This window comes from Pseudomonas sp. No.21, assembly GCF_054558415.1.
Map to the genome: position 1 here is coordinate 1 of NZ_BAAJNO010000012.1, position 25,463 is coordinate 25,463.

Here is a 25,463-nt window from a genome sequence, read left to right on the forward strand (position 1 = left end):
CAGCGCGGCGGGTGCGGGAACGGCCGGCGGCGGGGCCAGGGCTTCGCCACCCGGGAGCGGCGCGGCGGCCGCCTGGGGCTCGTCGGCGCTGTCGCCCTGGCCTCCGAACAGGCGCTGCAGCAGGCCGGGCTTGGGCGCGGCGGATTCGGCATTGACGATTTCGTCGAGGGCGCGCTGTTGCAGGCCGCTGAGCTCACCGAGGAGGGCGGGCATCTCCCGCGCCTGGCTGGCGCGCTCGTCGATGCGCTTGGCGAACTGCTTGAGGGCCTTGCGCACGTCACGCGGCACATCCAGCTTGAGCAACTGGTTGGTCAGCCCGGTGAGGGCGCCGACGTTCTGGTCGATGCGTTGCTGGCGGCGCTGCTCGGAGTCCAGCACGGCCTTTTCCAGGCGCGGGATCAAAGCGGAGAGGCCGGCGTCGATCTGGTCGCCACGGATGATCTCGCGCAGCTCCTGCATGCACTGGTCGACGGCCTTGTCGGTGCCTTCGGCGGCGAGGGAGCTGCGCACCAGGCCACGGCGCAGGAGGTCGAGGCGGGCGTCCCAGCGACGCTCCAGCTTCTCCTGCTGTTCGAGGCTCTGCAGGTACTTTTCTTTCCAGCGCTGGCCGTCGTCGCTCATGAAGGTGTTCCGTGGGGGGTGTCCACCAGGGCCGGCAGCGCATCCCCGGCGAGGGAGGCGGGCAAGCGGATGTCCACCGCCACTGGCAGGTGGTCGGAGATGGGTTGGCTGAGCACCTGCACGCGCTCCAGGGTGAGGCTGGGGCTGAGCAGGATGTGGTCGAGGCAGCGCTGTGGGCGCCAGCTCGGGAAGGTGGCCTCGACCTGCGGCGCGAGCAGCCCGAGATCACGCAGGGGCGAGGTCTTCAGCAGGTCGTTGGCGTGGGTGTTCATGTCGCCCATCAGTACCTGGTGGCGGTAGCCGCCGATCAGCTCGCGGATGTAGGCGAGCTGGCGGGTACGGGCCTTGGTGCCGAGGGCCAGGTGCATCATCACCACCACCAGCGCGTCCTCGCCCTCGCCGAAGCGCAGGAGGATGGCGCCGCGACCGGGCGGGCCGGGGAGGGGGTGGTCTTCGAGGCAGGTGGGCTGCAGGCGGCTGAGCAACCCGTTGCTGTGCTGGGCGATGCGCCCGAGGTTGCGGTTGAGCTGCTGGTACCAGAAGGGAAACGCGGCCAGGTGGGCAAGGTGCTCGACCTGGTTGACGTAGCCCGAACGCAGGCTGCCGCCGTCGACTTCCTGCAGGGCCACGAGGTCGAAATCGCCGAGCAGGGCACCGATGCGTTGCAGGTTGCTGGCACGGCCGGCATGGGGCAACAGGTGCTGCCAGCTGCGGGTCAGGTAGTGCCTGTAGTGGCCGGTGCTGATGCCGACCTGGATGTTGAAGCTGAGCAGCCGGAGGCGGCCGTCCTGGGGCAGGCCGCCGGAGTCGCAATGCGGGTTGACCTGCGGAGTCCGCAGGCCAGCGGTGCGATCGTTGCTCCAGCGGCGCAGCATCTTCGCTCTGCCGGGCGCCGCTTACTTCGCGGCGCGCTCCTTGGCGATGAGGAAGTCGGCAACCTGGGTGGCCTGCTCGGGGCCGCCGGAGGAGCCGATGTCGAAGCGGTATTTGCCGTTGACGATCAGGGTCGGCACGCCGGAGATCTGGTACGCCATGGCGAGCTTCTTGGCCTTCTCCATCTGGCTCTTCACGCCGAAGGAGTTATAGGCCTTGATGAAGGCGGCCTTGTCCACGCCCTGGCCAGCGAGGAACTCGGCCATCTCGTCGGGGGTGGAGAGCTTCTTGCCTTCCTTGTGGATGGCCTCGAACACCGCCTTGTGCACGGCGTGCTCGACGCCCATGCTCTCCAGGGTGATGAACAGCTGGCCATGGACGTTCCACACGCCGCCGAACATGGCGGGGATGCGCACGAAGTTGACGTCTTCGGGCAGCTTCTCGGTCCAGGCGTTCAGGGTGGGTTCGAATTGGTAGCAATGGGGGCAGCCGTACCAGAACAGTTCCACCACTTCGATCTTGCCGGGCTTGGACACCGGGACCGGGCTGCTCAGTTCGACGTACTGTTTGCCGGCCTGGATGTCCTCGGCCTGTGCGGTCATGCCGAAGAGGCTCGCACTGGCAAGAACGGCGGAAAGAATCAGGTTACGCATGCTTAACTCCTAAGCGGTCAGTATGGTTCTGCGGCGGGCCTTGCTTCGACCGATCGCGGTGCGACGGGTTCCGGCAATTGTAGCGGCGGAACCAATGAAAAAGGGTGGCCATGGCCACCCTTTTATTTACCGATTTCTACCGCTGGGTCGGACTCAGTGCAGACCCTGAATGTAGCTGGACACGGCTTCGATGTCCTTGTTGCTCAGCTTCGCGGCGATGGCGCGCATGATCATGCTGTCGCCGTCGTTGGTGCGGTTGCCTTCGCGGAAGTCGGTCAGCTGCTTGGCCACGTACTGGGCGTGCTGGCCACCCAGGTGCGGGAAGCCGGCGGCGGCATTGCCGGCACCGTTGGGGGAGTGGCAACCGGTGCAGGCGGGCATGCCTTCTTCCAGCTTGCCGCCACGGAACAGGGCTTCACCCCGGGCGACCAGCTTGGGATCGGCGGCGCCGACGCTGCCGGACTGGCTGGAGAAGTAGGCGGCGATGTCGGCCAGGTCCTGGTCGCTCAGGTTGGTCAGCAGGCCGGTCATTTCCAGCACTTGGCGGTTACCGGACTTGATGTCGTGCAGCTGCTTGAGCAGGTAGCGCTCGCCCTGGCCAGCCAGTTTCGGGAAGTTGGGGGCGGCGCTGTTGCCGTCCGGACCATGGCAGGCACCACATACGGCAGCTTTCGCCTGACCGGCTTTGGCGTCGCCAGCGGCGTGGGCCAGACCGGTGATGCCCAGGGTCAACAGCAGACTCACGAGTACTTTGTTCATCAGCTAATCCAATTACGGCTAAGGGTGAAAGAGTTAGCGCCGGGCTACCTTGATTATTGGCTCATCCACTGGATGACCGCTTGGTAGTCCTCGGCACTGCAGTCCATGCACAAGCCTCGGGGAGGCATGGCGTTCAAACCATTGGTGACGCTCTTGACCAGAGCATCGTTGCCCTTGGCCAGACGCGGCTCCCAGGCGGCCTTGTCGCCTTTTTTCGGCGCCATAGGCAGTTGACCGTTGTGACAGGCACCGCAGGCCCGGTTGAAAACCGCTTCCGGATCCTGGGCGGCCTGAGCGCCAAAGGCCAGCGCCGCAAGGCTTGCGACGAGTAGCACTTTCTTCATGATCAACCTCATCAGAGGGGCCCTGCCATGCGTTCTGTCGCGCAACGGTCAGTCCCGTGGACACTGAACCCTGGGGGATAAAGCGCACACTAAATCTGCGGCATTATATACTGGCGATGCTCAAACGGAAACGAAACAGCCCCCTGCGACACCGCGTCGCACCCGTGGACACCTCATGTCATTCAAGAACCCGATCATCGGCCTGTGCCAACAGGCCCGCTTTCTCATCAGTGCCGCCAAGGTCGACCAGTGCCCTCCCGACGAAGGCCTGGAAGTGGCGTTCGCCGGGCGTTCCAACGCCGGCAAGTCCAGCGCGCTGAATACACTCACCCACGCCAGCCTGGCGCGCACCTCGAAGACCCCGGGGCGCACCCAGCTGCTCAACTTTTTCTCGCTGGACGAGCAGCGGCGCCTGGTCGACCTGCCCGGCTACGGCTACGCCAAGGTGCCGATCCCGCTCAAGCAGCACTGGCAACGCCACCTGGAAGCCTACCTGAGCAGCCGCGAGAGCCTGGCCGGGCTGATCCTGATGATGGACATCCGCCACCCGCTGACCGACTTCGACCGCCTGATGCTCGACTGGTCCGCCGCCGGCAACATGCCCATGCACATCCTCCTGACCAAGGCCGACAAGCTGGCGTTCGGCGCCGCCAAGAACGCGCTGCTCAAGGTTCAGCAGGACATCCGCAAGGGGTGGGGCGAGGGCGTGACCATCCAGCTGTTCTCGGCACCCAAGCGCCAGGGCATCGAGGAAGCGCAAGCGGTGCTGGCCAACTGGCTGCAACTGGGCGAGGAATTCGAGCAGGTCGAGCCGGAGGCCTGAATCGCAGGCAAAAAAAACCCCGAGCTTCGTATGGGGAGGGGGAAGTTCGGGGTTCAAGTCTGAACCGCTAGGGCGGGGTCCAGATATCTGCCAACACTAAACACAGCAAAAGGAGCATCGAAGGCTTCACCAGCCATTCCCGAACTCTGACTCTGCGCTCAGTGGAAAAGTTCACCCTCTTTCTGAAATCCGTTCGTTATGAAGGCCTCCGGCGTTATGCGCCGGAGGCCTAAGCCAGGGCTGGCGCCGCCTCAGTGCGCCTCGTCCCAGTTGTCACCCACCCCGACTTCCACCAGCAGCGGCACGTCCAACTGCGCCGCGCCGCTCATCAAGGGGCGGATGGCCTCGCGCACCTGTTCCACCAGGTCTTCGCGCACCTCCAGTACCAGTTCGTCGTGCACCTGGAGGATGACCCGCGCATCCAGGCCGGATTCGCTCAGCCAGTTATCCACAGCCACCATGGCGCGCTTCATGATGTCGGCGGCGGTGCCCTGCATCGGCGCGTTGATCGCGGTGCGTTCGGCGCCCTTGCGCATGGCCTGGTTCTTCGAGTTGATCTCCGGCAGGTACAGGCGCCGACCGAACAGCGTCTCGACGAAGCCCTGCTGCGCCGCCTGCTCGCGGGTGCGCTCCATGTAGGCGAGCACGCCGGGGTAGCGGGCGAAGTAGCGGTCGATGTACGCCTGGGACTGCTTGCGGTCGACGCCGATCTGCTTGGCCAGGCCGAAGGCGCTCATGCCGTAGATGAGGCCGAAGTTGATCGCCTTGGCGCTGCGTCGCTGGTCGTTGCTCACCTGCTCCAGCTCGACGCCGAAGACTTCCGCCGCCGTGGCCCGGTGCACGTCGCGGTCGTGACGGAACGCGTCCAGCAGGCCTTCATCCTTGGCCAGGTGAGCCATGATGCGCAGCTCGATCTGCGAGTAGTCCGCCGCCAGCAGCTTGTAGCCCTTGGGCGCGACGAAGGCCTGGCGGATGCGCCGGCCCTCGGCGGTGCGGATCGGGATGTTCTGCAGGTTCGGGTCGGTGGAGGACAGCCGCCCGGTGGCCGCCACCGCCTGGTGATAGGAGGTGTGGATGCGCCCGGTGCGCGGGTTGATCTGCTCCGGCAGCTTGTCGGTGTAGGTGCTCTTGAGCTTGCTCACGGTGCGGTACTGCATGATCACCTTGGGCAGCTCGAAGTCCTGCTCGGCCAGCTCCGCCAGCACGTTCTCGGCGGTGGACGGCTGGCCGGTGGCGGTCTTGGACAGCACCGGCAGGCCCAGCTTCTCGTAGAGGATGGCACCGAGCTGCTTGGGCGAGCCGAGGTTGAACTCCTGGCCGGCCAGCTCGTAGGCCTGGCGCTCCAGCTCCACCATGCGGGTGCCCAGCTCGATGCTCTGCTGGCCGAGCAGCTTGGCGTCCACATAGGCGCCGTTGCGCTCGATGCGCGCCAGCACCGGCACCAGCGGCATCTCGATGTCACGGAACACGGAGGCCAGCGACGGCGTGGCCTCGAGCTTCTGCCACAGGGTCTGGTGCAGGCGCAGGGTGATGTCGGCGTCCTCGGCGGCGTAGGGGCCGGCCTGCTCGATGGCGATCTGGTCGAAGGTCAGCTGCTTGGCACCCTTGCCGGCGATGTCCTCGAAACGGATGGTGCTGTGGCCGAGGTACTTCAGCGACAGGCTGTCCATGTCGTGGCGGGTCGCGGTGGAATCCAGCACATAGGACTCGAGCATGGTGTCGAACGCGATGCCCTGCATGAAGATGGGCGTCGAGGCGTTGGCCAGGACGTTCATGTCGTACTTGGCGTGCTGGCCGATCTTGCCCTTGGCCGGGTCTTCCAGCAGCGGCTTGAGGGCCTTGAGCACGGCGTCGCGGTCCAGTTGCTCGGGCCCCCCCATATAGGAGTGGGCCAGCGGCACATAGGCCGCCTCGTGCGGGCTGACGGCAAAGGACACGCCCACCACCTGCGCCTGCTGCGGGTCGAGGCTGGTGGTCTCGGTGTCGAAGGCGAACAGCGGCGCGTCCTGCAGCTTCTTCAGCCAGGCATCGAACTGCGCCTGCTCCAGCACGGTTTCATAGCGGGTCTCGACCGCATCGGCCGGCTGCGCGGGCGGCGGCAGCGTCTCGCCGGCGGCCTTGGCCTGGCGCTGCAGGTCATCCAGGCCGGTCTTGAACTCCAGGGTGCGGTACAGCTCGGTCAGGGCCTCCACGTCCGGCTCGCCGGGGTGCAGCGCCTCGATCTCGACGTTCAGCTCGACGTCACACTTGATGGTCGCCAGCTTGTAGGAGAGGTAGGCCATCTCCTTGTGCTCTTCGAGCTTGGCCGGCAACCCCTTGGCACCGCGGATCGCCAGCTCGGGCACCTTGTCGAGGTTGGCGTAGAGCACGTCCAGGCCACCACCGACGCCGGTCAGCAGGCCCAGGGCGGTCTTCTCGCCGACGCCGGGCACGCCGGGGATGTTGTCGACCTTGTCGCCCATCAGGGCCAGGTAGTCGATGATCAGCTCAGGACCGACGCCGAATTTCTCTTTCACGCCATCGATGTCCAGCACGCTTCCGGTCATGGTGTTGACCAGCGTAATGTGCCCGTCGACCAGCTGCGCCATGTCCTTGTCACCGGTGGAGATCACCACCGCACGGCCCAGCGCCGCGCTCTGCCGGGCCAGGGTGCCGATCACGTCATCGGCCTCCACGCCCTCCACGCACAGCAGCGGCAAACCCAGGGCACGCACGGTGGCGTGCAGCGGTTCGACCTGCACCCGCAGCTCGTCGGGCATCGACGGCCGGTTGGCCTTGTACTCGGCGAACATCTCGTCGCGGAAGGTTCCGCCCTTGGCGTCGAAGACCACTGCGAAGGGGCTGTCCGGGTACTGCTTGCGCAGGCTCTTGAGCATGTTCAGCACGCCCTTGACCGCACCCGTCGGCAGGCCGGCGGAGGTGGTCAGCGGAGGCAGGGCATGAAAGGCACGGTACAGGTAGGAGGAACCGTCCACCAGGACGAGAGGGGCTTGGCTCATGCGTGAATTCAACCTTTATTCGCCGGACCCGCAGTAGAATGGCCCGATCATTGACGATAAGGGACAAGGTTACCACCATGCGCGCCATCAACCGCCTGTTGCTTGCCAGCCTGCTGGTCGTCGCCCCGGCCGGCGTATTCGCCGCCGACGACGCCCCCTCTGCCGAGCCCGACGTGACCATCCGCCAGGACGGCGACAAGACCATCCAGGAATACCGCGTCAACGGCTTCCTCTATGCCATCAAGGTCACCCCCAAGGGTGGCAAGCCCTATTTCCTGGTCCGCGCAGACGGCGACAGCAACTTCATCCGGTCGGACAACCCGGACATGCTGATCCCGCAGTGGGAAATCTTCAGCTGGTAAGGCCGCCGTGCCGGCCGTAACAAGGTAGTCCAATGTCCGTTTTCACCCCGCTCGAACGCCCTGAACTCGAAACCTTCCTGGCCCCCTACGGGCTGGGGCGCCTCAAGGACTTCAAGGGCATCGCCGAAGGCTCGGAGAACAGCAACTTCTTCGTCAGCCTGGAGCGGGGTGAATACGTGCTGACCCTGGTGGAGCGCGGCCCCAGCCACGACCTGCCGTTCTTCATCGAGCTGCTCGACGTGCTCCACGACGCCGGCCTGCCGGTGCCCTACGCCCTGCGTACCGCCGATGGCCAGGCCCTGCGCGAGCTGGCCGGGAAGCCCGCACTGCTGCAACCCCGGCTCGCCGGCAAGCATGTGCGCGAGCCCAACGCGCATCATTGCAGCGAGGTCGGCGCACTGCTGGCCCGCCTGCACCTGGCCACCCGCGCACACCCCATCGAGCGCAAGAGCGACCGCGGCCTGGACTGGATGCTCAAAGAGGGCCCGTCCCTCGCCCTGCAGCTGGACGCCGCCGCGCTGCCGCTGCTCCGTGACGCCCTCAAGGAAATCGCCGAGCTCAAGCCGCGCATCCTCGCCCTGCCCCGCGCCAACCTGCACGCCGACCTGTTCCGCGACAACGTGCTGTTCGACGGCCCGCACCTGGCCGGGCTGATCGACTTCTACAACGCCTGCTCGGGGCCGATGCTCTACGACCTGGCGATCTGCCTGAACGACTGGTGTTCCGACGACGAAGGCCGCCTGGACGCCCAGCGCGCCCGCGCCCTGCTTGGCGCCTATGCCGCCCTGCGCCCCTTCAGCGCCGCCGAGGCGGAACTCTGGCCGGCCCTGCTGCGCATCGCCTGCGTGCGCTTCTGGTTGTCGCGCCTGATCGCCGCCAACGCCTTCGCCGGCCAAGACGTGCTGATCCACGACCCCGCCGAATTCCAGCGCCGCCTGGCCCACCGCCAGGACGTGCACCTGCCGCTGCCCTTCGCGCTCTAGCTGGAAGGCTCGTCCACCACCGCCCAGCCGAAGGCGGGGTACAGCGCGCCGTCCGCGTCGCGCTGGGCCACGCCGAACAGGCCGCCCACCAGGCGGGCATTGCGCTTCGTGCCGGTGGTGAATTCATCGATCAGCAGCGCCGCGCTCACCAGGCTCTTGGGGATGGCCTGCAGGCCCGGCCCCTGGGCCTGGTCCGCCATCAGCCAGTCACCGTTCAGCGCCGCGGCACCCGCCCGCTCGAAGCGTGCCTGCCAATCCCCCAGGTAGGGGTTCGGTCGCAGCGCGTCGGTGGCCGTGTCGACGATGTAGGGGAAGAGCGTGAGGATCCAGCCCGTCAGCTCCGACGGGCCCGAACCGCTGCGATAGCGGAAGAAGGACTCCCAGAAGGCGCGATCCACCTCGCCGGCCGCAGTGCGGGCGATCGCCTCCAGCACCGGCTTCAGGCTCGCCACCCAATGACCCAGGCCGTAACCCTCCAGGGCAGTGAAACGCTCGATGATCAGGCGCCAGTCATCCTCGCTGCCCTGCAGCTCGATTTCGGGGATGCCGCAGCCGGCCAGCATCTCGTAGTCGAAGTAGCCGCTGAAGGCATCCATCCAGCACAGCGAGAAGGCCGCCTGCTCGATGGGCCCGGTGGTGGAAAAGGCCGTGGCGATGAAGTCGGAGAACGGCGGGATCTCCCCGGCGATCTGCCGGGAGAAATCACCGAACAGCTCGACCCAGCGGCTGTTATCGGCGAAGGGGTAGTCGGGGCAGAACACCGTCAGCGTCTTCTTGCCCTGATGGCTCACCAGGTCGGGCCGCAGCTGCTCGCCATGCAGGGCCATGTGGTTCGCGAAGCCCTGGGCAATGCAGAACCAGATGTCGTCCGGGCGGATCACCAGCGGGTGATGCCCATAGAAGGCACGGCACGCGGCCTTGGCGAAGGCGTTGCAGTTGTCCTCCTCCAGCAGCTCGGCGGCCGCGCAATCCAGCGCCTCCACCGGCCGGTTGAGCAGCGTGCGCATGACGGTATCCGCCGGCAGGCGCCGATAGGCCGCACCGTGTTCTACATCCGAAAGGGTGAAGCGGATCATTCGGGTTCTCCCTGAACCTGGAAAAGCGCCATGGTGCCGGTTTGCCGGAAGCGGTGCAGCTACCTACGTCCGACTCTGGAGCCACGAAATGGCACGGACAGAGGGCAGATGTAGCCTGGGCTTCAGCCCAGGAAATGCGCGCGAGGACGAAGCATGCTTGTCCGAGGAAAGGTAAAGCCCGCTGTAGACGTCCCTGTCGGTGTTCCGCTGCCTCGGTTCGACCCCGGCCCGGCCATCCTTGGCCGGGCGTTCGCCGGCGCAACGCATGCTTGTCCGAGAAAAGGTAAAGCCCGCTGTAGACATCCCTGTCGGTGCTCCGCTGTCTCGGTTCGACCCCGGCCCGGCCATCCATGGCCGGGCGTTCGCCGGCGCAACGCATGCTTGTCCGAGAAAAGGTAAAGCCCGCTGTAGACATCCCTGTCGGTGCTCCGCTGCCTCAGTTCGACCCCGGCCCGGCCATCCATGGCCGGGCGTTCGCCGGCGCAACGCATGCGTTGCGAAAACCCCGGCTCACCCACATTTCGAATGCCCGCAGTTGAGGCAGGTGGCGCAGCCGTCCATCTGCACCACGGCCTGGGTGTTGCACTTGCCGCAGAGCTGGGAGCCGGGCGGGAAGCCTTCGCCGGGTTCGGCGGTGCTGGTGCCCAGGCTGGCCTCGTAGGCGGCGCGTTTCTCGGCGAGGTAGAGCTTCTGCTCCTCGTCCAGTTGCTGGCCTTCCATCAGGCCGATGGCGATCAGGTGGCGCTCCAGCACCGCGCCGATCTCCGCCACCAGCGAGGGCATGTAGATGCCGCCGCGCTTGAGGTAGCCGCCGCGCGGGTCGAACACCGCCTTCAGCTCTTCCACCAGGAAGGTGCAGTCACCGCCCTTGCGGAACACCGCCGACATGATGCGGGTGAGGGCGACTATCCACTGGAAGTGCTCCATGCCCTTGGAGTTGATGAAGATCTCGAAAGGCCGGCGCTGCTCGTAGGCCGTGCCGGGGTTGAGCACCACGTCGTTGATGGTCACGTACAAGGCATGCTCGAACAGCGGCGACTTGATCTTGTAGGTGGCACCCACCAGGGTTTCCGGGCGCTGCAGGGTCTCGTCCATCTGCACCACGGCAGCGGCTTCCTCGGCGGCCAGGCGCACGCGCTCGGCCTCGACGTCGACCACCTTGAAGCCCTTGATCTTCTGGCTGATCTTCACGCTCATCACGGCCTCCGCCAATCAGTACTTGCCGTAATAGCCTTCTTTCAAGGCGTCGAAGAGGTTGGCGGCGCTGTGCAGCTCGCCGTCGTACTCCACCTGCTCGTTGCCCTTGAGCTCCACCACGCTGCCGTCTTCCAGCTCGAAGCGGTAACGGGTCTTCTCCAGGTCCGCGTCCTTCACCAGCACGCCCTGGAAGGCCGCCGGGTTGAAGCGGAAGGTGGTGCAGCCCTTGAGGCCCTGGCGCCAGGCGTAGCGGTAGATGTCCTTGAAGTCTTCGAAGGGGTAGTCGGTGGGCACGTTGGCGGTCTTGGAGATGGACGAGTCCACCCACTTCTGCGCGGCCGCCTGGATGTCCACATGCTCGGCCGGGCTGATGTCGTCGGCGGCGACGAAGTAGTCCGGCAGCTTCTGCGCCGCGGCCTCGGCCCCCGGCACGGCATGGGCGTTGACCAGGGTGCGGTAGGCCAGCAGCTCGTAGCTGCACACCTCGATCTTTTCCTTGGTCTTGCGTCCGGGGCGGATCAGGTTGCGCGAATAGGCATGGGCGAAGCTCGGCTCGATGCCGTTGGAGGCGTTGTTGGCCAGGCTCAGGCTGATGGTGCCGGTGGGCGCGATGGAGCTGTGGTGGGTGAAGCGCGCGCCGACCCGGGCCAGCTCCTCCACCAGCTCCGGCGCGTACTCGGCGATGCGCTGCATGTAGCGCGAATAGCGCGCGTGCAGCAGGCTGCCGGGCACCTCGTCGCCCACCTTGAGGCCGTCCGCGGCCATCTCCGGGCGCTTGCGCAGCATCTCCGCCGTCACCGCGAAGCGCTGGGCCAGCAGCGGCGCCGGGCCTTTCTCCCGGGCCAGCTCCAGGGCCTGCTGCCAGCCCACCAGGGCCATCTCGCGGGCCACTTCCTCGGTGAACACGCAGGCTTCCGGGCTGCCGTAGCGCAGGCGCAGCAGGGTCAGCGCCGAGCCCAGGCCGAGGAAGCCCATGCCGTGGCGGCGCTTGCTGGTGATCTCCTCGCGCTGCTGCGCAAGCGGCAGGCCGTTGATCTCCACCACGTTGTCGAGCATGCGGGTGAAGACCTTCACCACCTCGCGGAAACGGTCCCAGTCGAAGCGCGCATCCTCGCTGAAGGGCGCCTCGACAAAGCGGGTCAGGTTGATCGAGCCCAGCAGGCAGGAGCCATAGGGCGGCAACGGCTGCTCGCCGCAGGGGTTGGTGGCGCGGATCGCCTCGCACCACCAGTTGTTGTTCAGGTCGTTGACCCGGTCGATGAGGATGAAGCCCGGCTCGGCATAGTCGTAGGTGGAGACCATGATCATGTCCCACAGGTGCCGCGCCTTGAGCCGGCCATAGACGCGGCAGGCCACCAGAGCGTCCTCGCGCACCTGGTAGCCCTCGTGCACCGGCCACTCGCGCCACACCACCTGCTCGGGGTCGCCCAGGTCCACCTCGCCCAGCTCCTTGGCGTGCACGGGGAATACCAGGGGCCAGTCGTCGTCGGTCTCCACCGCCTGCATGAAGCCGTCGGTGATCAGCAGGCTGAGGTTGAACTGGCGCAGGCGCCCGTCCTCGCGCTTGACCCGGATGAACTCGCGTACGTCCGGGTGGCTGACGTCGAAGGTGCCCATCTGCGCGCCCCGGCGGCCGCCGGCGGAGCTCACCGTGAAGCACATCTTGTCGTAGATATCCATGAACGACAGCGGCCCGCTGGTATGCGCGCCGGCGCCGGAAACATAGGCGCCGCGCGGGCGCAGGGTGCTGAATTCGTAGCCGATGCCGCAGCCGGCCTTGAGGGTCAGCCCGGCCTCGTGGACCTTGGCCAGGATGTCGTCCATGGAGTCGTGGATGACCCCGGAGACGGTGCAGTTGATGGTGGACGTGGCCGGCTTGTGGCCCAGGGCGCCGGCGTTGGAGATGATCCGCCCGGCGGGGATGGCGCCGTTGCGCAGCGCCCAGAGGAAGCGTTCGTACCAGTGCTCGGGGTCGTTTGCCTCGACCTCGGCCAGGGCCTTGGCGACCCGCTGCCAGGTGTGGTCGAGCGTGGCGTCGACCGGGGTGCCGTCCTTGTGCTTGAGCCGGTATTTGCTGTCCCAGATATCTTCCGAAGCGGGCTGCAGGGCGATGCCCTCGCGCGCCTGGATCGTGGTGCCTGTCTTGGCCATTCGCCGGAACCTCCTGTCGTCTGGATGAACCCTTGGAAGCGGCTCACCCTATCAACATGTAGTGCCAGATCGATGACGCATATCAACATCTTGTGTCACCGAGCCAAAATCCTCGATGACACCTTAGTCGCTGGAACGCCCCCTCGCCGGGCGTTCCGTCCGAACCTTCAGAGCGCTTCCAGGCAACCGGCCAGGCCGTCGCCCAGGTTCTCCAGCAGCTTCTCGTAGCCACCGGCATCCAGGGTTGCCTGCATGCCCAGGGCGTCCAGCTCGGCCAGGCGCACCGGCAGGCCGGCGGTCAGGGTTTCGGCCAGGCGCGGACGCACCGGCGGCTCGTTGAACACGCAGCTGGGGCCGGCTTTTTGCAGCCGCGCGCGCATGGCGGCAACGTGACGGGCACCGGGCTGCACCTCAGCGGCGACGCTGAAGACCCCGGCGTGGCGCAGGCCGTAGGCGGACTCGAAGTAATCGAAGGCCTCGTGGAAGACGAAGAACGGCTTGCCCGACACGGCGGCCATGCGCGCCTTGAGGCGCTGGTCGAGCTGGCCCAGGCGCTCGTCGAAGGCCTTGAGGTTGGCCTGGTAGCGGGCGGCGTTGGCCGGGTCGGCGACGGCCAGGTCGGCGGCCATGCGCGCGGCGATCACCCGCGCATTGGCCGGCAGCAGCCAGAGGTGGGCGTCGAGTGAGCCGGGGCGGTGGTCGTGGTCATGCTCGTGTTCATCCTCGGCCCCGTGCTCATGCTCGTCGTGGCCGATGGCCTCGAAGTGGCGCAGGGTCATGCCGGGCAGGGACTGCACTGCCACCGCCGGCTTGCCGCGGCCTTCCAGCACGCGGGGGAGGAAGCCTTCCAGGTCCGGGCCGACCCAGTACAGCAGGTCCACCTCGCGCACGCGCCGCACGTCGGAGGGGCGCAGCGCGTACTGGTGCGGCGAGGCGCCCGGGGGCAGCAGCACCTCGGGCTGGCCGACGCCGTCCTGCACGGCGGCGGCGATCAGTTGCAGCGGCTTGATGCTGGCCAGCAGGCGCACGTCGGCCTGGGCCGGAAGGGCCAGGCAGGCGAGGAAAAGAAGGGGCAACAGACGTGACACGGGAACAGACTCCGGCTCGAAAGCGTAATAGAATAACGTCTCTTTGCCCGGACGTCGCCGCCCATGCTCAAGCCCATCAAGACCAAAGCCCCCCTGGCCTGCATGCCCCACGACCATTCCCATTGCGTGCGTGATGCCCTGGCCGAAGCCGAGGTGCTCTGCGCTCGCGACGGCCTGCGCCTGACCACCCTGCGCAAGCGCGTGCTGGAGCTGGTCTGGGCCAGCCACAAGCCGCTGGGCGCCTACGACATCCTCGGGGTGCTCACCGAGGAAGACGGTCGCCGCGCCGCGCCGCCCACCGTCTATCGGGCGCTGGATTTCCTCCTGGAAAACGGCCTGGTGCACCGTATCGCTTCCCTCAACGCCTTCGTCGGCTGCAACCACCCGGGCGACGCCCACCAGGGCCAATTCCTCATCTGCCGCGAATGCCAGACCGCCATCGAGCTGGAACAGCCGACCATCAGCAACGCCATCGTCGCCAGCGCCCAGGCCGTGGGCTTCGCCGTCGAAGGGCAGACGGTGGAGATCGTCGGCCTCTGCGCCACCTGCCGGGAGGCGGCATGAGCGATCCGCTGATCCGTCTCGACGGCGTCGGCGTCAGCTTCGCCGGCCAGGCGGTGCTGCAGGACGTCGGCCTCAGCCTCAAGCCCGGCGAGATCGTCACCCTGATCGGCCCCAACGGCGCCGGCAAGACCACCCTGGTGCGCACCGTGCTCGGCCTGCTCAAGCCCGAGCGCGGCAGCGTCTGGCGCAAGCCGCGCCTGCGCATCGGCTACATGCCGCAGAAGCTCCAGGTGGACGCGACCCTGCCGCTCTCCGTGCTGCGCTTCCTGCGCCTGGTGCCGGGGGTGGACCGCGACGCCGCCCTGGCCGCGCTCAAGGAAGTGGGCGCCACCCACGTCATCGACAGCCCGCTGCAGAGCGTTTCCGGCGGCGAGCTGCAACGGGTGCTGCTGGCCCGCGCGCTGCTGCGCCAGCCCGAGTTGCTGGTGCTGGACGAGCCGGTGCAGGGCGTCGACGTCGCCGGCCAGGCCGAGCTCTACCGCCTCATCACCCGCCTGCGCGACCGCCTCGGCTGCGGCGTGCTGATGGTCTCCCACGACCTGCACCTGGTGATGAGCACCACCGACCAGGTGGTCTGCCTGAACCGCCACGTGTGCTGCTCCGGCCACCCCGAGCAGGTCAGCTTCGACCCGGCCTTCGTCGAGCTGTTCGGCCAGGACGCCAAGAGCCTCGCCGTCTACCACCACCATCACGACCATGCCCACGACCTGCATGGCGAGGTCGTGGCCACCCCCACCTTCCCCGAGGGCACCCGCTTCACGCCCGTCCACAAGCACGGCCCCGACTGCAACCATGGCTGATTTCCTCGTCAACGCGCTTCTCGCCGGCCTCGCCCTGGCCCTGGTGGCGGGCCCGCTCGGCTCCTTCGTGGTCTGGCGGCGCATGGCCTACTTCGGCGACACCCTGTCCCACGCCGCCCTGCTGGGCGTCGCCCTGGGCCTGATGCTGGATGTCAGCCCGACACTGGCGGTGACCGTCGGCTGCGTGCTGCTGGCCGTGCTGCTGGTCACCCTGCAGCAACGCCAGCCGCTGGCCTCGGACACCCTGCTGGGCATCCTCGCCCACAGCACCCTGTCCCTCGGCCTGGTGGCCCTGAGCTTCATGAGCGAAGTGCGCATCGACCTGATGGGCTACCTGTTCGGCGACCTGCTGGCGGTGAGCCCCACCGACCTGGCCTGGATCCTCGGCGGCAGCGCCCTGGTGATGCTGATCCTCGTCCCGCTGTGGCGGCCGCTGCTGGCCATCACCGTGCACGAGGAACTGGCGCGGGTGGAAGGCCTGCCCGTGGCGGCCATCCGCCTGGCGCTGATGCTGCTGATCGCCGTGGTCATAGCCGTGGCCATGAAGATCGTCGGCGTGCTGCTGATCACCTCGCTGCTGATCATTCCCGCCGCTGCCGCCCAGCGCCATGCGCGCACCCCGGAGCAGATGGCCGCCGGTGCCAGCCTGCTGGGCCTGGTGGCGGTGTGCGCCGGCCTGGCGCTGTCCTGGTTCAAGGACACCCCCGCCGGCCCCTCCATCGTCGTCTCGGCGGCGGCGCTGTTCCTCCTCAGCTTCGCCCTGCCCAAGCGCGCCTAGCCGCTCACCACCTGCGCCACGGTCGCCTTCGCAGCGCCCGTGGCCGCGTCTTCCAGGATCATCCGCGCCGCCTTCTCGGCGATCATCAGGGTCGGCGAGCAGGTGTTGCCGGAAACGATGGTCGGCATGATCGACGCGTCCACCACCCGCAGCCCCGGCACCCCGTGCACCCGCAGGCGCGCGTCCACCACCGCCTCGCGGCCCTGGCCCATGCGGCAGGTGCCCACCGGATGGAAGATGGTGGTGCCGATGTCGCCCGCCGCCTGGCGCAGCTCCGCCTCGCTCTGCAGGGCCGCGCCCGGCAGGTACTCCTCCGGCTGGTAGCGCGCCAGCGCCGGTGCGCCGGCGATGCGCCGGGTCAGGCGGATGGCGTCGGCGGCCACGCGCAGGTCCTCGTCCTCGCTCAGGTAGTTGGGCTGGATCAGCGGCGCCGCACTGGCCTCGGCGGCGCGGATATCCACCCGCCCCCGGCTGGCCGGGCGCAGGTTGCACACCGAGGCGGTGAAGGCCGGGAAGGCGTGCAGCGGCTCACCGAAGCGCTCCAGCGACAGCGGCTGCACGTGGTATTCGAGGTTGGCGCGGTCCTGCTCCGGGCCGCTGCGGGCGAAGGCGCCCAGCTGGCTCGGCGCCATGGCCAGCGGGCCGCTGCGGCTCAGCAGGTAGCGCAGGCCCATGCCGGCCTTGCCCCAGAGGCTGCCGACCAGCTGGTTGAGCGTCGGCACGCCGCTGACCTTGAAGATCAGCCGCAGTTGCAGGTGGTCCTGCAGGTTGCCACCGACGCCGGGCAGCTCGTGGCGCACGGCGATGCCCAGCCCTTCCAGCAACGGGCGCGGGCCGATCCCCGAGCGCTGCAACAGGGTGGGCGAGCCGATGGCCCCGGCGCTGAGGATCACCTCGCGGGCGCGGAACTCCCGGGCCTGGCCCTGCCAGCGAGCCAGCACGCCCCGGGCGCGGCCGTCCTCCAGCAGCACCCGCTCGGCCTCGACGCCGGTGAGCACGGTGAGGTTGGGGCGCTGGCGCGCGGGGCGCAGGTAAGCCTTGGAGGCATTCCAGCGCACCCCGGAGCGCTGGTTGACCTGGAAGTAGCCGCAGCCTTCGTTGTCGCCGGTGTTGAAGTCCTCCACCGCGGCGATACCGGTCTCGCCCGCCGCCGCGCGGAAGGCGTCCAGCAGGTCCCACGACAGCCGCTGGCGCTCCACCCGCCATTCGCCGCCGGCGCCGTGGTGCTCGGAGGCGCCGCCGTGGTGGTCCTCGCAGTGCTTGAACAGCGGCAGCACGTCGCTCCAGCCCCAGCCCGGGTTGCCCAGCGCCGCCCAATGGTCGTAATCCGCCGCCTGGCCGCGCATGTAGATCATCCCGTTGATCGACGAACTGCCACCCAGCACCCGCCCGCGCGGGTAGCCCAGGGCACGGCCGTTGAGGCCCGGCTCGGCCTCGGTGCGGTAGCACCAGTCGGTGCGCGGGTTGCCGATGCAATAGAGGTAGCCGACGGGGATGTGGATCCAGGGGTGGTTGTCGCGGCCCCCGGCTTCCAGCAGCAGGACCCGATGCCGCCCGTCGGCCGAAAGCCGGTTGGCCAGCAGGCAACCGGCGGGGCCGGCGCCGACGATCAGGTAGTCGTAGTGGCTGTTGTCAGGCTGCATCGGAACCTCGCCAGAGCATGTAATTGTTGTCGTTCACCATGGTAGGGAAGCCGCCGCAGAAATACAGGACGAACGGCGAACGGCGCGCGGGCCGCCGGGTCTGATAGCACGCAGATGGCAAAAAAGTGGCCCCGACTTTTGTCCTGCCCGGTCGCGCAGTGTAGAATTGCGCGTTTTTTGAGCAACACGAGACTTGCAGGAATGATGCTGTTCGCAACCCGATACCTTCCCGTTATCGCGATTTCCCTGCTGTTAGCCGCGTGCCAGAGCAAACCGCAGGTGGCCAGCCTGCCCACCGACGATTTGGTCACCAGTTTCCGTCAACTGGACCTGAGCCTGAACAACGGCCAGTTGGCCGATGCCGAGACCCAGCTCAAGGACCTCCAGCAGCGCGCCGCCGGCGACACCCGCCTGGAGCAGTACCAGCGCCAGCTCACCGAAGCCTGGCTGAAGAAAGGCCAGGCCGCGCTGCAGCAGGGCGACCTGGACACCGCCACCACCGCCCTCAGCCACGCCCGCAGCCTGATGCCCCAGGCACCGGCGCTGACCACCGGCCTCGACGGCGCCATCGCCCAGGCCCGCGCCAGCGAGCTGGACCGCGCCCAGCAGGCCCGCACCGCCAGCGAGCAGGCCGCCGCCAAGGAAGTCGCCGCCCGCACCGAGCAGGCCCGCCAGCAGCGCCTCGCCCTCGAGCGCCAGGCTGCCGAGGCCGCCAGGCTGGTCGCCATCCAGCCCGCCGCCAAGCCGGCCGAACCCGCCAAGCCGGTGCGCCGCGTGGCCAACCAGGTAGCGCTGCCGATGCTCGACAACGACGACAACGAGCGCCTGCGCAGCCTGCTCGACGCCGTGGCCGCCGACGTGGTCGCCTTCGACTGCGGCGTGCGCCTGCAGGTGCGCGAAGCCAGGCAGTACCCCTGGGTCGTGGCCCTGCTTTCCGCCCGGGTGAAGAAGCTCGACCCCAGCTACAAGCTGCGCGTGGACCACAGCATCGACCCCGCCAAGGTGCCGAACCTGGTGCTCAGCCCGAAGAGCTGAAGCCCGGCCAGCGCGCGCCGGGTTCCACCCGACCTGCGTCACGCAACGCTGATCCGTAGGGCGGGTGAACCCCGTGTTCACCCCCGCCTTGGCGTGACGTTGGCGGGACGCGCGCACCTCCATTCTTATTCCAACTGGCTATAGCCATAGGCCGACAAAGATTTCCGGCGCCTATGCGTGAACAGGTAAACTAGCCGGCTTTTTAGGCCCACCCGGCCCCCGAGAACCCACAAGGTTTCCCCCGTGATCGAATTCCATGACGTCCATAAGGCGTACCGCGTCGAAGGCCGCGAGATTCCGGCCTTGCAGCCCACCGACCTGCGCGTCGAGCAGGGCGAGGTGTTCGGCCTGATCGGCCACTCCGGCGCCGGCAAGAGCACCCTGCTGCGCCTGATCAACCGCCTGGAAGAACCCAGCGGCGGACGCATCGTCATCGCCGGCGAAGACGTCACCGCCCTCGATGCCGAAGGCCTGCGCCGCTTCCGCCAGCGCGTCGGCATGATCTTCCAGCACTTCAACCTGCTGTCCTCCAAGACCGTCGCCGACAACGTCGCCCTGCCGCTGAAGCTGGCCGGCGAGCTGTCCCGCACCGAGATCGACGCCCGCGTCGCCGAGCTGCTGGCCCGTGTCGGCCTCAGCGACCATGCGAAGAAGTACCCCGCCCAGCTTTCCGGCGGCCAGAAGCAGCGCGTCGGCATCGCCCGCGCCCTGGCCACCCAGCCGAAGATCCTGCTCTGCGACGAGGCCACCAGCGCCCTCGACCCGCAGACCACCGGCCAGGTCCTGCAGCTGCTGGCGGAGATCAACCGCGAGCTGAACCTGACCATCGTCCTCATCACCCACGAGATGGACGTGATCCGTCGCGTCTGCGACCGCGTCGCGGTGATGGATGCCGGCGTCATCGTCGAGCAGGGCCCGGTGGCGGATGTCTTCCTCCACCCGCAGCACCCCACCACCCAGCGCTTCGTCCAGGAAGACGAGCAGGTGGACGAGGGCGAGCAGCGTGACGACTTCGCCCACGTCCAGGGCCGCATCCTGCGCCTGACCTTCCGCGGCGAGGCCACCTACGCGCCGCTGCTGGGCACCGTCGCGCGCCGCACCGGCGTCGACTACAGCATCCTCGCGGGGCGTATCGACCGCATCAAGGACACCCCCTACGGCCAGCTCACCCTGGCCCTCACCGGCGGCGACATCGAGGCCGCGCTGACCTGCTTCCGCGAAGCGGACGTGCACCTGGAGGTCCTGCGCTGATGCAAGAGCTCATCGCCAACATCGACTGGTTCGAAATCTGGCTGGCCAGCCTGGACACCCTGCTGATGCTCGGTGGCTCGCTGCTGTTCACCGTGCTGCTGGGCCTGCCCCTGGGCGTGCTGCTGTTCCTCACCAGCCCGCGCCAGCTGTTCGAGAACCGCGCCGTCTACAGCCTGCTGTCGCTGGTGGTGAACGTGCTGCGTTCGCTGCCCTTCATCATCCTGCTGATCGTGATGATCCCCTTCACGGTGTTCATCACCGGCACCTCCCTGGGTGTCGCCGGCGCCATTCCGCCGCTGGTGGTGGGCGCCACGCCGTTCTTCGCGCGCCTGGTGGAAACCGCCCTGCGCGAGGTGGACCGCGGCATCATCGAAGCCACCCAGTCCATGGGCGCCACCACCCGGCAGATCGTGGTCAACGCCCTGCTGCCGGAAGCGCGCCCGGGCATCATCGCCGCCATCACCGTCACCGCCATCACCCTGGTGTCCTACACCGCGATGGCCGGCGTGGTGGGTGCGGGCGGCCTGGGCGACCTGGCCATCCGCTTCGGCTACCAGCGCTTCCAGACCGACGTCATGGTGGTCACCGTGGTGCTGCTGCTGGTGCTCGTCCAGATCCTGCAAACCATCGGCGACAAGCTGGTGGTGCATTTCTCGCGCAAGTGAAAGGATGGCCGGCGTCCACCCGACCCGGCCCTCGCATTCCCATAAGGAGCGTTCCATGAAAAAACTGCTGGTGGCCGCTGCCGCCTTCGCCGCCCTCTCCGCCCAGGCCGACACCCTGACCGTGGCCGCCACCCCGGTGCCCCACGCGGAGATCCTCGAATTCATCAAGCCGCAGCTGGCCAAGGAAGGCGTGGACCTGAAGATCAAGGTCTTCACCGACTACGTGCAGCCCAACGTGCAGGTGGCCGAGAAGCGCCTGGACGCCAACTTCTTCCAGCACCAGCCGTACCTGGATGAGTTCAACAAGGCCAAGGGCACCCAGTTGGTGAGCGTCGCCGGCGTGCACATCGAGCCCTTCGGTGCCTACTCCACCAAGATCAAGAAGCTCGACGAGCTGCCCCAGGGCGCTGCGGTGGTCATCCCCAACGACGCCACCAACGGCGGCCGTGCGCTGCTGCTGCTGGACAAGGTCGGCGTGATCAAGCTGAAGGACAACACCAGCATCACCGCCACCCCCAAGGACATCGCCGAGAACCCCAAGGGCATCAAGGTGCGTGAACTGGAAGCGGCCACCCTGCCGCGCGTGCTGACCCAGGTCGACCTCGCCCTGATCAACACCAACTACGCCCTGGAAGCCAAGCTGAACCCCACCAAGGACGCCCTGGCCATCGAAGGCAGCGACTCGCCCTACGTGAACATCCTGGTGTCCCGCCCGGACAACAAGGACAGCGCCGACATGCAGAAACTGGCCAAGGCCCTGCACAGCCCCGAGGTGAAGCAGTTCATCCTCGAGAAGTACAAGGGCGCCGTGGTCCCGGCGTTCTGATCGCTTCCCGGTCATCAAGAAGCCCGCTCATCGAGCGGGCTTTTTTGTGGGCGCTGAACGGCGTCGATCAACACCGTAGGGCGGGTGAAACCCGCGTGTGCACCGTGCTCGGTCGTCGGGTTTCACCCGACCTACGAAACGGCGCCAGGGTGCGGGCCTTCAGCCTGCGTCGGGCAGCCTCTCCGGGCGCGACCAGATCCACGCGGCACCGATGGCCATGCCGACACCGGCCATGATCACCGACGGCAGGTGCGGCACGGTGCAGGCCAGCAGCGTCAGGCCCAGGCACATGCTGGTACTGGCGACGACCTTGGTGCGGCGGGTGATGACCCCGCCGTTGCGCCAGTTGCGCAGCGAGGGGCCGAGCAGGCGGTGGTTCTCCAGCCAGGCGCTGAGGCGCGGCGAACCCTTGGCCGCCGCCCAGGCCGCCAGCAGCACGAACTCGGTGGTGGGCAGCCCCGGCAGCACCACGCCCAGCAGCGCCAGGCCGATGAACAGGTAGGCGAGGGCCTGCCACAACCCGCGCAGTGGCCCGCGCGCGCCGGCCTCAGGCAAAGCAGCGTTCCAGGTGATCGGCGAAGCGGTTGAAGGCGGCGATGGCGGCGGCCTCCGCCTGGCGTTCCTGTTCGGCGTCCAGCTCGATGTCGTCGAGGGTGGCGACGAAGCTCTTCCAGCCCTGGGCGCGCCCGCCTTCCGGATCACCCAGGTGGCGGGCGCCGAAGCTGTCGGACAGCTGCAGCGCCTCGGCGCGCTTGTAGAGGAAGGCGGCGCCGAGCTTGGAGCCCTCGGACACGAACAGCCAGCCCAGTGCAGCACCCAGCGGGTGCTTGGCGCCACGCACGCTCTCGTCGCCCTCGGGCACGGCCTGGCCCAGGTCGGCCAGGTCGAGGCGCGCCTGCTCGTGGCGGGCGCGGCTGGCGAGGTTGTCGAAGATCAGGCCCAGCCCGGCGTCGGCATAGAGCGCCGCCAGGTCGTACTGGAACAGGTACTGGGCGGCGACGAAGCGGGCGAAGTTCTCGCGGCTGCCGAAGGGGTCGTGGCTCTTCACCAGGGCGTCCAGGCGGCTGTGGGGCTCGTGGGTGAGCTGGTTGAGGCGCTGGGAACGCAGGGGATGGGAGAGTTGCGGCTGGGAAGCGGTCATGACGATGTCTCGATTCGGGTTGGCCTGCCCGGTCGATCGGCCGGGCTTTGCACTGGATGACGTTTCAGCGAATGAAACTCAGTAAAAAATGTTCCGAACGGTTTTCCCCGGGCTGCAGCCCGGGCGACCTGCCGGGACGGATCGATGCCCGGGTCAGCTACGGGCCCGGAAGTACCCGGCCAGCACGTCCAGGTCGCCGGCCTCCAGCAACCCGGCGTGGTACTTCAGCTGCAGCCAGGCGCGCAGGTAGCCGTAGCGCGCCTGGGCCAGGTCGCGGCGGGCGCCGTAGAGCTGCTGCTCGGCGTTGAGCACATCGAGGTTGACCCGCTCGCCACCGGCCACGCTGCGTCGGGTGGCCTCGATCAGGGTGCTGGCGGATGCCACCGCCAGCTCGTAGGCCCGCACCTTGGCACCGCTGCTGACGCAGAGGTTGAACTGCTTGCGCAGCTGGTTGAGGGTCGCGGCGGTCTCTGCATCCAGGGCGTGGCTGGCGCGCTCCAGTTCGGCGGCGGCCTGGCGGGTGGAGGCGGAGACCGCGCCGCCGGCGAACAGCGGCAGGCTGATCTGGATGCCGATGCTGTCGGTGTCGTACCTCTGGTTGTAGGTGCTCTCTGACCCTGATCGGGTCTTGCCGGTGCTGGCGTAGGCGCTGAGGCTCGGCAGGTGCCCGGCACGGTTGCGCTCCACCGCGTAGCGGGCGGCGTCCAGGGCGTGGCGCTGGGAGGCCAGCTCGGGGTTGCTGGCCAGGGCCAGGTCACGCCAGGTCTCGAAGCGCGCCGGCTGCAACGGCTGCACGCGGAAGCCCTCGGCCAGGGGCGTCAGGTCCTGGATGTCCAGCGGCTCGCCGACGATGGCCTGCAGCTCGCGCAGGGCCGCATCGAGGTTGTCCACGGCCTCGATCTCCTGGGCCTGGGCCAGGTCATGGCGGGCGCGGGTCTCCAGCAGGTCGGTGCGGGTGCCTTCGCCGGCCTCGAACAGGCGCTGGTTGAGCCGCAGCTGCTCGGCATAGGCGCGGCGCTGGGCCTGGGCGAGGGCGATCTGCTCGTGGGCGAACAGCGCCTCGCAGTAGGCGTTGAACAGGCGCACCGCCAGCTCCTGGCTGCGGCTGCGCAGGCGCTCGTCGGCCAGCAGCGCCTTGGCCTCGCCCTGGCGGTACTCGGCCCAGGCGGCGTAGTCGAACAGCGGCTGCTGCAGGGTGAAGGTGGAGGAGTAGCTGCGGTAGTCGCGCTCGCTGGTGATGTCGCCGATCACGGTGGACTGGGTCACCTTCGAGTCGTTGCGACCGTTGTTGTAGCTGTAGGACAGCTTGGGCAGCAGCGCGGCGCGGCCGATGACGCGCGCCTCCTGGCCGGCGTCGCGCTCGGCGAGGGCGGCGTGGAAGGTCGGGTCGTTGCGCAGCGCCAGGGCATAGGCGTCGCGCAGCTCCAGGGCGCTGGCGGGGAGGACGGGCAACGACAGCAAGAGGGCGAACAGCAGGCGCATCGGGCTCACTCCTCCGCCAGCGCCACGTGGGCGCGGTCGGTCAGCGGCTTGAACAGGTAGTTGAGCAGCGAACGCTCGCCAGTGCGCACGAAGGCCTCCACCGGCATGCCGGGGCGGATGGCCTCGCCGGCGAGCTGGCGCATGCCTTCGTCGGCGACCTTCACCCGCACCTGGTAATAGGGCTGCTGCGTGGCCTCGTCCAGCAGCCTGTCGGCCGAGACCAGCGCCACTTCGCCGGTCACCCGGGGCGTGCGGCTCTGGTTGAAGGCGACGAAGCGCAGCTCCACCGGCAGCCCGGGGCGCAGCCGGTCCACCAGCTCCACCGGGGCCCGCGCGTCCACCAGCAGGGGCGCGTCGGCCGGGACGATCTCCATCAGCTGCTGGCCGGCCGCGACCACGCCACCCTCGGTGAACACGGCGAGGCCGACCACGGTGCCGCTGGCCGGTGCCCGCACCTGGGTGGCCGCCAGCTCGGCCTCGGCGCTGCGCAGGCGGCTGGCCAGGTCTTCGGCGCTGGCCTGGGTATCGGCGAGCTGCTGGTGCACGTCGCGCTGGAACTCCTGCCGGCGCTGCTGGATGCGCAGCTTCAGCTCGAGAATCTGCTGCCGGGTGCGACCGACGTTGCCGAGGTCCTCGGCGATCGCACCGTTGACCTGGGCGTAGAGCCGCTCGTTTTCCAGCAACCGGTTGCGCGCGATGTAGCCGTCCCGGGCCAGTGCGCGCAAGCCGCCCAGCTGCTCCTGCAGGGCGGCGCGCTGCTCTTGCTTGTGGCCCATCGAGGCAGTGAGGCCCTGGAGCATGGCCCGGGCACCGGCGATGTTCTCGCGCAGGCCGTCCAGCTCGCTCTCCAGCGCCTCGCGGCGGCTGGCGCGAAGCGCCTCCTGCAACGCCAGGGCATCGTTCACCCGGGGCTCGCCGGCATCGGCACGCAGCGCCTCGGGGAAGGCGATGCGCGTGCTGCCCTCGCGCTCGGCGCGCAGGCGTGCCTCGCTGGCGCGGGCGTTGAGGTACTGCGCCCGCAGGGCATCGCGCTGGGCGCGCGCCCGGGTGGTGTCCATCCGCAGCAGCACCTGCCCGACCTGCACGCTGTCGCCGTCGCGCACCAGCAGGCGTTCGACCACGCCGCCCAGCGGGTGCTGCACGGCCTGGCGATGACCGGAGACGACCACGGTGCCCGCCACCGGTACGCCCTTGTCGAGCGGGGCCAGGGCGGCCCACAGGAGCAGGCCACCGAAGCCGGCCAGCACCAGCCAGAGGCCGAGCCGCGCGGGGTGGCGATCATCCACCGGCGGTGCCTCATGCAGGGCGGGGCGCGGCGGGAGGGGCGGGCTGTGCAAGGCGGTCATCGG

General features: G+C 68.3%; 24 protein-coding genes and 1 pseudogene. 10 read left to right on the forward strand and 15 right to left on the reverse strand.

The genetic code is table 11. The features are described from left to right. The 5 genes and pseudogenes from ACYJSS_RS23375 to ACYJSS_RS23395 form a co-directional block, all read right to left on the reverse strand. Positions 1-621: pseudogene (locus tag ACYJSS_RS23375) on the reverse strand (GGDEF domain-containing protein); the annotation flags it as partial. After that, complete coding sequence (locus ACYJSS_RS23380; protein WP_178082900.1) at positions 618-1,496, reverse strand: endonuclease/exonuclease/phosphatase family protein; 879 nt, start codon at positions 1,494-1,496, stop codon at positions 618-620. The gene ACYJSS_RS23380 and the pseudogene ACYJSS_RS23375, both read right to left, overlap by 4 nt. Before the next feature lie 21 nt (positions 1,497-1,517). After that, positions 1,518-2,147, reverse strand: a complete 630-nt coding sequence (locus ACYJSS_RS23385) for a thiol:disulfide interchange protein DsbA/DsbL (protein WP_111259325.1) — start codon at positions 2,145-2,147, stop codon at positions 1,518-1,520. A gap of 153 nt (positions 2,148-2,300) precedes the next feature. Further along, complete coding sequence (locus tag ACYJSS_RS23390; protein ID WP_111259324.1) at positions 2,301-2,906, reverse strand: c-type cytochrome; 606 nt, start codon at positions 2,904-2,906, stop codon at positions 2,301-2,303. Between the two features lie 53 nt (positions 2,907-2,959). Next, positions 2,960-3,250 (reverse strand): c-type cytochrome, encoded by a 291-nt coding sequence (locus tag ACYJSS_RS23395; protein ID WP_111259379.1) that lies wholly within the window; start codon positions 3,248-3,250, stop codon positions 2,960-2,962. Between the two features lie 175 nt (positions 3,251-3,425). On the opposite strand from ACYJSS_RS23395, the gene yihA reads away from it, so the two are divergent. Next, complete coding sequence (gene yihA / locus ACYJSS_RS23400) at positions 3,426-4,073, forward strand: ribosome biogenesis GTP-binding protein YihA/YsxC (protein WP_111259323.1); 648 nt, start codon at positions 3,426-3,428, stop codon at positions 4,071-4,073. Positions 4,074-4,324: 251 nt separating this feature from the next. Here yihA and polA read toward each other — a convergent pair whose 3' ends face one another. Continuing rightward, positions 4,325-7,072 carry a DNA polymerase I gene (polA, locus tag ACYJSS_RS23405; RefSeq protein WP_236205057.1) on the reverse strand — a complete coding sequence of 916 codons (2,748 nt, stop codon included), beginning with the start codon at positions 7,070-7,072 and terminating at the stop codon, positions 4,325-4,327. Positions 7,073-7,149: 77 nt separating this feature from the next. On the opposite strand from polA, the gene ACYJSS_RS23410 reads away from it, so the two are divergent. After that, positions 7,150-7,434: a DUF2782 domain-containing protein gene (locus tag ACYJSS_RS23410; protein WP_111259321.1), complete on the forward strand. Its 285-nt coding sequence runs from the start codon at positions 7,150-7,152 to the stop codon at positions 7,432-7,434. A gap of 32 nt (positions 7,435-7,466) precedes the next feature. After that, on the forward strand, positions 7,467-8,417 hold the full coding sequence (locus ACYJSS_RS23415; RefSeq protein ID WP_236205058.1) for a homoserine kinase: 951 nt from the start codon (positions 7,467-7,469) through the stop codon (positions 8,415-8,417). On the opposite strand, the gene ACYJSS_RS23420 is transcribed toward ACYJSS_RS23415, so the two are convergent. From ACYJSS_RS23420 to ACYJSS_RS23435, 4 genes are all read right to left on the reverse strand, one after another. Beyond that, positions 8,414-9,493: a DUF4419 domain-containing protein gene (locus ACYJSS_RS23420; RefSeq protein ID WP_236205059.1), complete on the reverse strand. Its 1,080-nt coding sequence runs from the start codon at positions 9,491-9,493 to the stop codon at positions 8,414-8,416. The two genes, ACYJSS_RS23415 and ACYJSS_RS23420, sit on opposite strands and share 4 nt — an antisense overlap. A 510-nt stretch (positions 9,494-10,003) precedes the next feature. Then, positions 10,004-10,693 carry a TSCPD domain-containing protein gene (locus ACYJSS_RS23425; RefSeq protein ID WP_178082903.1) on the reverse strand — a complete coding sequence of 230 codons (690 nt, stop codon included), beginning with the start codon at positions 10,691-10,693 and terminating at the stop codon, positions 10,004-10,006. Positions 10,694-10,705: 12 nt separating this feature from the next. Next, positions 10,706-12,841: an adenosylcobalamin-dependent ribonucleoside-diphosphate reductase gene (locus tag ACYJSS_RS23430; protein WP_236205060.1), complete on the reverse strand. Its 2,136-nt coding sequence runs from the start codon at positions 12,839-12,841 to the stop codon at positions 10,706-10,708. 167 nt (positions 12,842-13,008) lie between these two features. Next, positions 13,009-13,929: a zinc ABC transporter substrate-binding protein gene (locus ACYJSS_RS23435; RefSeq protein ID WP_236205061.1), complete on the reverse strand. Its 921-nt coding sequence runs from the start codon at positions 13,927-13,929 to the stop codon at positions 13,009-13,011. Positions 13,930-13,992: 63 nt separating this feature from the next. Between ACYJSS_RS23435 and ACYJSS_RS23440 the strand changes: the two genes are divergently transcribed. From ACYJSS_RS23440 to znuB, 3 genes are read left to right on the forward strand one after another with little or no spacing between them, the layout of a single operon-like run. Continuing rightward, positions 13,993-14,493: a Fur family transcriptional regulator gene (locus tag ACYJSS_RS23440; RefSeq protein WP_111259315.1), complete on the forward strand. Its 501-nt coding sequence runs from the start codon at positions 13,993-13,995 to the stop codon at positions 14,491-14,493. Then, complete coding sequence (gene znuC / locus ACYJSS_RS23445; RefSeq protein ID WP_111259314.1) at positions 14,490-15,293, forward strand: zinc ABC transporter ATP-binding protein ZnuC; 804 nt, start codon at positions 14,490-14,492, stop codon at positions 15,291-15,293. The genes ACYJSS_RS23440 and znuC overlap by 4 nt, the downstream gene beginning before the upstream one ends. Next, positions 15,286-16,071: a zinc ABC transporter permease subunit ZnuB gene (gene znuB, locus ACYJSS_RS23450; RefSeq protein WP_111259313.1), complete on the forward strand. Its 786-nt coding sequence runs from the start codon at positions 15,286-15,288 to the stop codon at positions 16,069-16,071. Before znuC ends, znuB begins: the two co-directional genes overlap by 8 nt. Here znuB and ACYJSS_RS23455 read toward each other — a convergent pair. After that, a complete protein-coding gene (locus ACYJSS_RS23455) occupies positions 16,068-17,714 on the reverse strand; it encodes a GMC family oxidoreductase (protein WP_236205062.1) in 1,647 nt (548 codons plus the stop codon). The genes znuB and ACYJSS_RS23455 overlap by 4 nt on opposite strands. A gap of 279 nt (positions 17,715-17,993) precedes the next feature. On the opposite strand from ACYJSS_RS23455, the gene ACYJSS_RS23460 reads away from it, so the two are divergent. The 4 genes from ACYJSS_RS23460 to ACYJSS_RS23475 all read left to right on the forward strand — a co-directional run bounded on the left by ACYJSS_RS23460 (position 17,994) and on the right by ACYJSS_RS23475 (position 21,491). Continuing rightward, positions 17,994-18,749, forward strand: a complete 756-nt coding sequence (locus tag ACYJSS_RS23460; protein WP_275672222.1) for a hypothetical protein — start codon at positions 17,994-17,996, stop codon at positions 18,747-18,749. Positions 18,750-18,992: 243 nt separating this feature from the next. Continuing rightward, positions 18,993-20,000 (forward strand): methionine ABC transporter ATP-binding protein, encoded by a 1,008-nt coding sequence (locus ACYJSS_RS23465; protein ID WP_236205064.1) that lies wholly within the window; start codon positions 18,993-18,995, stop codon positions 19,998-20,000. Beyond that, entirely contained in the window at positions 20,000-20,665 is a 666-nt protein-coding gene (locus ACYJSS_RS23470; protein ID WP_111259309.1) for a methionine ABC transporter permease, read from the forward strand. Before ACYJSS_RS23465 ends, ACYJSS_RS23470 begins: the two co-directional genes overlap by 1 nt. A 55-nt stretch (positions 20,666-20,720) precedes the next feature. Next, the gene (locus ACYJSS_RS23475) at positions 20,721-21,491 is read left to right on the forward strand and encodes a MetQ/NlpA family ABC transporter substrate-binding protein (protein ID WP_021219863.1); all 771 of its coding nucleotides are present in this window, start codon (positions 20,721-20,723) and stop codon (positions 21,489-21,491) included. Between the two features lie 159 nt (positions 21,492-21,650). Here ACYJSS_RS23475 and ACYJSS_RS23480 read toward each other — a convergent pair whose 3' ends face one another. The 4 genes from ACYJSS_RS23480 to ACYJSS_RS23495 all read right to left on the reverse strand — a co-directional run bounded on the left by ACYJSS_RS23480 (position 21,651) and on the right by ACYJSS_RS23495 (position 25,460). Further along, positions 21,651-22,046, reverse strand: coding sequence for a YbaN family protein (locus tag ACYJSS_RS23480; RefSeq protein WP_111259308.1), 396 nt, complete (start codon positions 22,044-22,046; stop codon positions 21,651-21,653). Further along, positions 22,039-22,632, reverse strand: a complete 594-nt coding sequence (locus ACYJSS_RS23485; protein WP_236205065.1) for a biliverdin-producing heme oxygenase — start codon at positions 22,630-22,632, stop codon at positions 22,039-22,041. The genes ACYJSS_RS23480 and ACYJSS_RS23485 overlap by 8 nt, the downstream gene beginning before the upstream one ends. A gap of 153 nt (positions 22,633-22,785) precedes the next feature. Beyond that, complete coding sequence (locus tag ACYJSS_RS23490; protein ID WP_236205066.1) at positions 22,786-24,114, reverse strand: TolC family outer membrane protein; 1,329 nt, start codon at positions 24,112-24,114, stop codon at positions 22,786-22,788. Positions 24,115-24,119: 5 nt separating this feature from the next. Further along, on the reverse strand, positions 24,120-25,460 hold the full coding sequence (locus ACYJSS_RS23495; protein WP_236205067.1) for an HlyD family type I secretion periplasmic adaptor subunit: 1,341 nt from the start codon (positions 25,458-25,460) through the stop codon (positions 24,120-24,122). Positions 25,461-25,463 lie beyond the last annotated feature (3 nt).